4 protein-coding genes and 1 tRNA gene are annotated in these 6,424 nt (G+C 32.1%); 2 read left to right on the top strand and 3 right to left on the bottom strand.

What is annotated here, in order from left to right:
- Both FWJ34_RS17230 and FWJ34_RS17225 read right to left on the bottom strand, forming a co-directional pair.
- The coding region (locus FWJ34_RS17230) for a histidine kinase dimerization/phospho-acceptor domain-containing protein (protein ID WP_308256576.1) at positions 1-773 on the bottom strand (773 nt) is incomplete at its 3' end.
- Positions 774-1,220: 447 nt separating this feature from the next.
- Positions 1,221-1,307, bottom strand: a tRNA-Ser gene (locus FWJ34_RS17225).
- 424 nt (positions 1,308-1,731) lie between these two features.
- Between FWJ34_RS17225 and ppc the strand changes: the two genes are divergently transcribed.
- On the top strand, positions 1,732-4,776 hold the full coding sequence (gene ppc, locus FWJ34_RS17220; RefSeq protein WP_396232057.1) for a phosphoenolpyruvate carboxylase: 3,045 nt from the start codon (positions 1,732-1,734) through the stop codon (positions 4,774-4,776).
- Between the two features lie 183 nt (positions 4,777-4,959).
- Here the strand turns inward: ppc and FWJ34_RS17215 are convergent, their stop codons facing one another.
- Positions 4,960-5,436: a DNA phosphorothioation-associated protein 4 gene (locus FWJ34_RS17215; protein WP_308256574.1), complete on the bottom strand. Its 477-nt coding sequence runs from the start codon at positions 5,434-5,436 to the stop codon at positions 4,960-4,962.
- A 321-nt stretch (positions 5,437-5,757) separates the two neighbouring features.
- On the opposite strand from FWJ34_RS17215, the gene FWJ34_RS17210 reads away from it, so the two are divergent.
- Positions 5,758-6,336 (top strand): molybdenum cofactor guanylyltransferase, encoded by a 579-nt coding sequence (locus FWJ34_RS17210; RefSeq protein WP_308256573.1) that lies wholly within the window; start codon positions 5,758-5,760, stop codon positions 6,334-6,336.
- Positions 6,337-6,424: the final 88 nt, after the last annotated feature.

Here is a 6,424-nt window from a genome sequence, read left to right as displayed (position 1 = left end):
ATGATTATATTAAGGATAATATTGCGTCTTTGAGCTTGTTTTTTCCATAAAGGAATAGTTCGATTTAAAATTGTTTCTAAAGAAGTTGGCACTAACCTAACTTGTTCTTGTGTCGTTGGTTTTGACTCTAATTCTGCCGCCCTAAAAATTAATTCCATGCGGTTAATTTGTTCTGTACATTCTTGATCAATAACCTCTAAATGTTTAACTAAATCAGGAGTTAATTTTGCCCTTTTTATTAATAATTTAGTTATTGTTTGTATCGTAGTCAAAGGAGTCCTAATTTCATGAGTTAAGGCTTGTAGTAATTCAAATTCTGGATAAGGCGGTAAAGGTGTTTTTTTCAAGGAAATACTTTGACTTTGACGAGGAATTTTATTAACTTCTTCTTCAATTTTCGGTAAATTAAACTGTTGTAACTCTTTGAGTAAATAACGTGTAAATTGACTTACAATTTTATAATCAGGACTAATAGGAAGAAATTTGGTTACTAACTTTTCTAAATATTCAGTATGATAATTATGACTCAAAATTAATCTTTTCTTTAAAAATAACCATGTTTTATTAATAACTTCTGGAGCAAAAGAAAATTGAAATTTAGGCAGATTATTGTTAACAAAACTTTTAACAATTAAACAAGAAAATTTTTCCGTTACAATCAAACAAAATTGATCATGACTTAAACTATCATTAACATTTAAAGAAACATCAATAAAAGATAATGGAGAAACCTGCTTAAATTTATTCTCAAAATCACAGGGCATTAACGCCATTTTTCCACTATTTGAGGGAGAAAAAACTACTGTTTCTAACTGAGAAACTAATTTTAAATCACGAAGAAGAGGAGTCGGAGAAGAAAAAACTACTCCTTGTATTAAGTCATTATTGTTTTTATTAATCCCTATAGTTAAATTTAATAACTTTTCTACAGATGCGATCGCCGCATTCCATTCTTGTTGTGTTTATATAGCAATATGGGGAATATCAGGGGAAAAATCATCTAACTCATTATCCCAATCATCTTCCCTCAAAATCTCACTTAAATTAATCCCTAAACAATCAGACAAAATCATGGTTTAATCATCAAAAAATTCCTCCAACACAAATTAATGATAACTTGTTCAATAATTTTGTTAAAGTGTTATAACCGAACCATCTAGATCGTAATTTCCATGCCAAAAAGCCCCCTAGTAAACACTAAAAGGCTTCTTTTGTTTATACGGAGAGGGAGGGATTCGAACCCTCGTTGAAGTCACCCCCAAACAGCATTTCCAGTGCTGCGCCTTCAACCGCTCGGCCACCTCTCCAAAGATGACACGATTACTAATTATAGCAGATTTTTTTATCTTTGACAAGGTAAATTCTTTAAAATCAGCAAAAAATGAAAGTCTAAAAAATGTATCGTAAAAAACTGTATCCCATAGATCATTACCGCTAAGATTTTAAGATTCTATGATAAAACATTGTTAACATACAATTACTTTATGAGTAAAAAAATCAGAATCGGCTTACCTAAAATTAATAAAACTTAATATAGGGGAAAAACTTTAATAATAATTAATTGTCATTGAGTATGAGTTTTTAGGCATAAAATTGTATATTAACTATAGGTTTAATGTTATTTATCTAAAGTTTAGATAGATAGTTACTTATAAATATAGAATTCTGAATTTTCCTTTGTTTAAGGTAAGATTAACCCCCGTTCATTAAGATATAAAAAGAAAAAATATGATGACTTCAACCATGACTAATTATACAGAAGAATTAAGTATTTATTCTAGTTCTGAATTGTTATTGCGTCACCGACTAAAATTAGTTGAAAATTTATGGGAATCAGTTTTAACAAATGAATGTGGACAAGAATTAGTAGATTTATTAGATAAATTAAAATCGGCTTGTTCTCCTGAAGGACAGACAAATGAAACCGATAATATTTCAGTTAGCAAATGGATTGAACAATTAGAATTAGATGATGCAATTAAAGCCGCACGTGCTTTTGCATTATATTTTCAATTAATTAATATTGTTGAGCAACATTACGAGCAAAGAACACAAAAGTTAATTCGGAGAACGACAACAGAAGATCAAGTTAATGCGATTCAAAAACCTGAGTCTCATAATCATCAATCAACGGTATTGAATCCCAAAGAAGAATTACAAAGTTATTTTAACCCAAAGAGTAATCCTGCTAGTGGTGGTACTTTTCATTGGCTTTTCCCTTATTTACAAAAGTTAAATATGCCACCACCGAAAATTCAGCAATTACTAGATCAATTAGATATTAACTTAGTTTTTACCGCTCACCCTACAGAAATTGTCCGTCATACTATCCGTAAAAAACAACGTCGTATAGCTTATTTTCTGGAAAAATTGGATTCGGCGGAGGAGTCTTTTCGTGCCATGGGGTTAACCAATTCTTGGGAAGCTGAAAACTATCGGGAATGTTTAACAGAAGAAGTGCGTTTATGGTGGCGTACTGACGAACTTCACCAATTTAAGCCCACAGTGTTAGATGAGGTTGATTACGCTTTACATTACTTTCAGGAGGTGTTATTTAATACTTTACCTGAATTATCTACTCGCTTAAAACAGGCTTTACATAATACTTTTCCTAAATTAAAACCCCCTAGTCACAAATTCTGTTATTTTGGTTCATGGGTAGGAGGAGATCGAGATGGCAACCCTTTTGTTACTCCTGAAGTTACATGGTCAACAGCCTGTTATCAGCGTAACCTGATCATTGAAAAGTATTTAAGTACTATGGAGCAACTTAACGATATTCTCAGTTTATCCTTACACTGGTGTAATGTGTTGCCTGAATTATTGGATTCTTTAGAACGAGATCGAATCGGGATGCCAGAGTTGTATGATAAATTATATGTTCGTTATCGTCAAGAACCCTATCGCTTAAAATTGGCTTACATTGAACAAAAATTAAAAAATACTCAAAAAAGAAATCAAGCCTTATCAAACCCTGAAACCAGAAAATCAATTAAACTAGCGAAAAAAGAAGATAATCTTTACCCTTCCAGTGATGATTTATTAGAAGATCTCAATTTAATCAAATTTAACCTTGAAAATACAGGTTTAAAGTGCAAAGAATTAAATCATTTAATCTCTCAAGTCGAAATCTTTGGTTTTCATCTTACCCCCTTAGATTTTCGCCAAGATTCTTCTCGTCATTCTGATGCCCTTAACGAAATAGCTGAATATTTAGGAGTCTTAGTTAAACCCTATAAAGAATTATCAGAAACAGAAAAAACTACATGGTTAGTACAAGAATTAAAAACCCGTCGCCCTTTGATTCCTAGTGAAATTCCCTTTTCTGAAGCTACCGCCGAAACGGTGGAAACCTTTAGAGTGTTGAGAGATTTACAGTTAGAATTTGGTTTAGATATTTGTCACACCTACATTATCAGTATGACGAATTATGTTAGTGATGTCTTAGAAGTCTTGTTACTAGCAAAAGAAGCCGGATTATATGATCCCATTTTAGGAGTTACAAGCATTAGTATTGTGCCATTATTTGAGACGGTAGAAGACTTAAAACGAGCACCTATGGTAATGTCTGAATTATTCGAGTTACCCTTATATCGGGCTTGTTTAGAGGGAGGATATAAAAATGTATCTAAATCTGCTTCTAACTTAGTTTTACCCGACTTAAACCCTAAAAACTTACAAGAAATTATGTTAGGTTATTCTGACAGTAACAAAGATTCAGGATTTTTAAGCAGTAATTGGGAAATTCACAAAGCACAAAAAACCCTTGCCAGAATTGGCGATAAATACAAATTAAATTTAAAAATATTTCATGGGCGTGGTGGTTCAGTAGGACGAGGAGGAGGCCCAGCATATGCCGCTATTTTAGCACAACCTACCTCCACCATCGATGGTAGAATCAAAATTACCGAACAAGGAGAAGTGTTAGCCTCTAAATATTCTTTACCTGAATTGGCATTATATAACCTCGAAACCATTAGCACTGCGGTTATTCAAGCAAGTTTACTCGGCAGTGGTTTTGACGATATTGAGCCTTGGAATGAGATAATGGAAGAAATTGCCACATCTTCTCGTAAAGCTTATCGTCAATTAATTTATGAGCAACCTGACTTTATCGATTTCTTTTTGTCAGTGACTCCCATTGAAGAAATTAGTAAATTACAAATAAGTTCTCGTCCTGCCCGTCGTAGCAGTGGCAAAAAAGATATTTCCTCTCTGCGTGCTATTCCTTGGGTATTTAGTTGGACTCAAAGTCGTTTTTTGCTTCCAGCATGGTATGGTGTAGGTACAGCATTACAAGACTTTTTAAATCAAGAACCTGAAGAAAATTTGAAGTTATTGCGCTATTTTTATTTAAAGTGGCCTTTCTTTAAGATGGTAATTTCTAAAGCCGAGATGACGCTTTCAAAAGTAGATTTACAGATGGCTAGTCACTATGTTGATGAATTATCGAAAGAGGAAGATAAAGAGCGTTTTCAGAAAGTATTTAACCAAATTGCCAAAGAGTATTATTTAAGTCGTGATATTGTTTTACAAATTAATGAACAAGAGCGTTTATTAGACAATGACATTGAACTACAGCGTTCAGTACAATTACGCAACGGTACTATAGTACCACTAGGATTTTTACAAGTATCCTTATTAAAACGTTTAAGACAGTATGCCAATCAAGACAAAGCAGGTTTAATTCACTTCCGCTATAGCAAGGATGAATTATTAAGAGGTGCGTTATTAACTATTAACGGTATTGCTGCTGGTATGCGTAACACTGGTTGATAATTAATAAGTAATAAGTAATAGATAAAGAATACTAAATAATTGATAAGCCCCAGACGCATCTAAGTTAACTATGGGAGGTAGGGAAGGGGGAATAGGTAAACGTTTGAGTTAAGGCAAGGAGTTTAAACCCCTTGTTAGGAGTTAGGAAAAAACCTAAGTTAAATGCGTTTTAGCTTAGTTTTAAATATCGGGTAAAAATTTAGTTAAATCAAAATTAGTCGCAGTTGTAGCCGATAGCTGTTTTTTTGCCTGACTTAAAATCAATAAAATTCTCTCACTATAATCTACAGCACCTTTGAGTTGATCTTGTAACTTCATTAATCCGCCATTAGCATATTCTTCAAAAATAGTTACTCTTTCTTCTTCCGCTGTGATGTCATAAGTTGAGATAATTTGCGGATTATGATTTTCTGTGATAGCAATAAGTTTGAATAAAAGATCATATCCACGAGTACTAAAAACATCTAAACTGATAGGAGACGGTTCTTTAGCAATACTATCTAATGGTAATCTAAGTTTATTTTTCTTGCCTAAAGCCGCCGCAAAAGCCATTACATCAGCATAAGTAGCAAATACTCCTTGAGGATTTTCATTATTTAAGACTAAACTTTGTACCAAATTAGCTTTATCTTGAGGAATTTTGACTCTAATTGCCATAATAAATATTTGATAGTTAATAGTTAATATCAATCCTATGTGAGTTGTGAGATTTAAAGAGGTGTTAGCTATCAGCTATCAGCTATCAGCTTTGACGGTATAATAAGATTTACAGATTTATTTTTTGATCTTTAATTCTTCACGAATGATTTAGATTGCTATAGTGAATAGTGAATAGTGAATAGTGGTTAACTTTAAAAAGTTTTATAAGTAATTATCCCACTCTGAAATTTATTTCAAAGCTAATAGCTGAGGTTATCTAAAGTTAACTAAATTCCTGATTCCTGATCCTTGATTTCTTATTTCTCTCGATGGTTAATTATGAAAATTGTTACTCTTATTTTAGCTGGCGGAAAAAGTTCTCGGATGCAAAAAGATAAGGCTTTATTACACATCAATGGCAAACCTTTATTAACTAATATTTATAATATTGCTCAACAATGTACAGAGCAAGTTTATATTATTACTCCTTGGGCTGAAAAATATTCCTCTATTTTACCTAAACATTGTCATTTTATTCAGGAATCATCTACTTTTCAAGGAGGTTTAATCGCCTTTTCTGAGGCTTTAAATTATCTTAATTCAGATTGGATTTTACTCTTAGCTTGTGATTTACCTTTTTTGAAAGTCAATGAAGTTAAAAATTGGATTAATGCTCTTTCAAATATACCTGAAAATTCTATCGCTTTTTTACCTAAAAATGAAAAAGGTTGGGAGTGTTTATGCGGTTTTTATCATCGGAATTGTCAAACTTCTTTACAACAATCCATCCAAAAAGGAAATAAATCTTTTCAGCAATGGTTACATCAAGAAATTGTTGAAGAATTAGTAGTCAAAAATAAGCAAATTTTGTTTAATTGCAATACTATTCAAGATTATGAAAAAGTAATTAATATTTAATATGAATAAATCCCTTATTACCAACTAATTAAAAATTTTTGCGGATTTTTTCCTTGACATTTAATTAATAATTCGCCATAATAGTAAT

Source organism: Geminocystis sp. GBBB08 (assembly GCF_016743215.1).
Lineage (GTDB): Bacteria > Cyanobacteriota > Cyanobacteriia > Cyanobacteriales > Cyanobacteriaceae > Geminocystis.
The sequence above is the reverse complement of the archived record's forward strand: the minus strand, read 5'-3'. Positions and strand labels throughout refer to the sequence as shown.